Below are 3,026 nucleotides of genomic sequence, written 5' to 3'. Positions count from 1 at the left end.
CTACGAGCGCAAAGCCGAGCACTTCCTTGCCTTCACCAGCATCGCCTGCACCCTCATCTGCTATCGCAGACTCACCAAATGAGATGACGTCTAAGGCGAAACCCACGAGGGCTCCCGTCCAGGCGGCCGCGATGGCGGCGATGGTCATGAGGGTTCGGTTCCGGGCCTGTGTGGTGTCCGCTTGCCGGGTGCTGTTCATCCAGTCCAGCAGGAGGGTGCGGGCGCCGATGACGAAGAGGACCGCGCTGGAGTAGATGATGGCCATAGCCAGGTTCGCGACGCCCATTGCCTGGTCGAAGGCGGTGTAGAGGCGAGGGCTGGATAAAGACATCAGCAGGCCGATCGCGGCGATCATTCCGGAGATGAGGGCCAGGGACGTGTTCTCACGGTCGCGGAGCCAGGCCCGCGCCTTGTAGGCGGCGGCTGTCCAGGCGGACGCGGCGATGGACAGGTACAGGGCGTCACGCACCGTGGCCTGCCCCTCGGGGGGTGTGTTGCAGCACCGGGCTGAGCAGTGCGGCGATGTGCAGGGCCTTTCCCTGCAGCGGGGCGGGCTTGGAGAGGTGTGGACTCATCCTCTCTTCCAGCAGGCCGGCCATGATTTCGGCCTCCAGCTCGGCGGGCTTGTCGTAGGCGTGGTGGCGCCGGTACAGGGTGCCGATGCCCATGTGGCGCATGGCGACGCGGGCATCCAGGGAGGGCGCCCACAACGAGAGGGCGTCTTCGGTGACAGCGGCCCTTTCTTCATGGCCCATCAGAAGGTGTCCGAGTTCATGTCGTATGACGTGGGCCTGATGCCAGGGGGAGGTGTCCTGGTCGGCGCAGATCCAGAATTCGTCGTCCGCGAGGATGGTCATCCCCGAGGTCACTCCGCCCAGGGGCATGGTGAGGGTATGGATCGGCAGGCCGATCTGGCGGGTGACGTGCTCGCAGGTCTTCTCCAGCCCAGCCTCCGGCGGCAGACGGAGCTCGGCTATCACCGCCTGGCAACGCTGCCGGGCCTTCCTGATGCCCCGGCTCATGTTTGAACCGTCCTTGTCAGGGATGTCCCAGAAGCGCAGAGCTTCTTCCGGGCCTGTGCCCTCGCCCGGTGCCGGCTCATGGGGACTCACGTCGTTCCCCGGTGGGATCGCCAGGGTCCGGGGGAAGGCCCATCTGCTGCCGGAAGCGGGTGATGATCTCGGAGACGCTGTCCTGCACCGCAGGGGGCAGGCCGACGGCACGCAGTGCGATCGCCCGCACCCGGGCATCGCGCATGGCGGCCAGGACCTTGATCTCCTCCTCGGTCTTGGCCGCGTCCTCCCCACTCATCGTTCCGGCCAGGAAGCCTTCAGGGACACCGAAGAACCGCGCGATCCTCTTCAAAAGATCCAGGTCCGGCTTGCTGCGCCTGCCCCGCCGCAGCATGGAGATGTACTGCTCGGAGACGCCGACCTGCCCGGCCACGTGGGCGTTCGTGTAGGGCTTGCCTGGCGGATGTATATGCTCGAACAGGTGGTTGAGCCGATCGGCGATTTGACTCTCAGCGGCTGACACGGTTCTCGCCTTCGCCAAGAGGTGTCCCGGCTGATGCATCACGGCCATCGGTGTTTCCGGTGCCGAACACCACATTGAGCGAGAGCAGGCCGCGCGATCGCATGGACTGGCGCCAGCGCACCTCGTCCCGCGGACCCTCCAGCGCGAGGCCGGGCAAGCGCCGGAACACTGTTTCCAGGGCGATGGCAGTCTCCAGACGAGCCAGGGGCGCGCCCAGGCAGTAGTGGATGCCGTGGCCGAGCGCGAGATGCCCTCCCGAGGCCCCGTACACGTTCAGGGTCTCGGGGTCGGCGAAGTGGGCGGGGTCCCGGTTGGCGGAGGCCAGGGACAGCAGCACGGTCTCCCCCGCAGGGATGAGCACACCGCCGATCTCAACGTCCTCGGTGGGAAAGCGGCGAATCGCCAGCGGCGCCGGCCCGTCGTATCGCAGCAGTTCCTCCACCATGTCATGTATCAGCCCCGGATCGTCACGCAGCAGCGCGACTTGCTCGGGGTGGTCCAGCAGAGCCAGGACGGCGTTGCCGATCAGATGGACGGTGTTCTCGTACCCGGCGAAGAGGATCAGGAATGCCAGTGAGGTCAGCTCGTCCTCGGTCAGCCGGTCCTCGCGGTCACGCGCGGCGATCAGGTCGGTGAGCAGGTCGTCGCCGCCTTGACGGCGCTTGTCGGCGATGAGCTCCGTGAAGAACCGCCACAGGCCTGCGACCGCGTCCTTGGCCCGTTCGGGCTGGGTGGGGTCGGGGGCGGTCAGGGCGTCGGTCCAGGCGCGGAAATCGGGGCGGCACACCGCGGGAACGCCGAGCAGATCGCAGATGACCGCGATCGGCAGCGGAGCGGCGTAGGAGCCCACGAGGTCCGCGCGGCCCAGCGGGGCTATGTGGTCGATGAGTTCGTCGGCGATCCGCTGGATCGGTGCTCGCAGCTGCTCTACACGGCGGCCGCTGAACGCCGGACCGATCAGGCGGCGTACACGGGTGTGATCGGGTGGGTCCATGTTGAGCAGGTTCGCGTCCAGTGCCGGAGGCAGCGACATGCCCCGGTACTGGCCGGGCAGCGCATTGCGGCGGTCCAGGGACAACCGGGGGTCGCCCAGGGCTGCTTTGACGTCGGCGTAGCGGGTGACGAGCCAGAAACGTAACCCGTCCGGCCCGGTGACCGGACTTACGGGAGCGTCGCGCCGCAGCCGGGCCGCAGTCCTGTAGGGGTCGGCGGCCAGCGAGGCCGCTCGGTCGAAGGTGGTGCCGTCCGGCATGGTGGTTGTGCCCTTTCAGGTCGTGGCCGGGACGCCCCGGCCTAGCGGGCCGCTGCACCGGCAGCTGGGCGCCTTCGCATCATGACGCATCTTCCCTGACCAGGATCAACCCCGGTCCGGCCCCCTGGCGTTGATAGGCTCTCAGAGGGCGTTTATACAGGTCAGGCCCTGTATGCGGCTCTCGTTCCTGTCCTTGTTTGGGGGCTTTCATTCGGTAGGCCGTGTATGACCTTCTGTG

Annotated in this window: 3 protein-coding genes and 1 pseudogene; all 4 read right to left on the bottom strand. The window is 67.3% G+C overall.

Annotation, left to right across the window (positions count from 1 at the left end; all coding sequences use genetic code 11):
• A pseudogene (locus AB0A61_RS40930) lies at window positions 1-469 on the bottom strand (hypothetical protein); the annotation flags it as partial.
• Window positions 462-1,112 carry a hypothetical protein gene (locus tag AB0A61_RS40925; RefSeq protein WP_361304677.1) on the bottom strand — a complete coding sequence of 217 codons (651 nt, stop codon included), beginning with the start codon at window positions 1,110-1,112 and terminating at the stop codon, window positions 462-464. The gene AB0A61_RS40925 and the pseudogene AB0A61_RS40930, both read right to left, overlap by 8 nt.
• On the bottom strand, window positions 1,099-1,536 hold the full coding sequence (locus AB0A61_RS40920) for a helix-turn-helix transcriptional regulator (protein WP_361304674.1): 438 nt from the start codon (window positions 1,534-1,536) through the stop codon (window positions 1,099-1,101). The genes AB0A61_RS40925 and AB0A61_RS40920 overlap by 14 nt, the downstream gene beginning before the upstream one ends.
• Window positions 1,523-2,788, bottom strand: a complete 1,266-nt coding sequence (locus tag AB0A61_RS40915) for a cytochrome P450 (RefSeq protein ID WP_361304671.1) — start codon at window positions 2,786-2,788, stop codon at window positions 1,523-1,525. Before AB0A61_RS40915 ends, AB0A61_RS40920 begins: the two co-directional genes overlap by 14 nt.
• Window positions 2,789-3,026: the final 238 nt, after the last annotated feature.

This window comes from Streptomyces sp. NPDC046197, assembly GCF_040646295.1.
Lineage (GTDB): Bacteria > Actinomycetota > Actinomycetes > Streptomycetales > Streptomycetaceae > Streptomyces.
The sequence above is the reverse complement of the archived record's forward strand: the minus strand, read 5'-3'. Positions and strand labels throughout refer to the sequence as shown.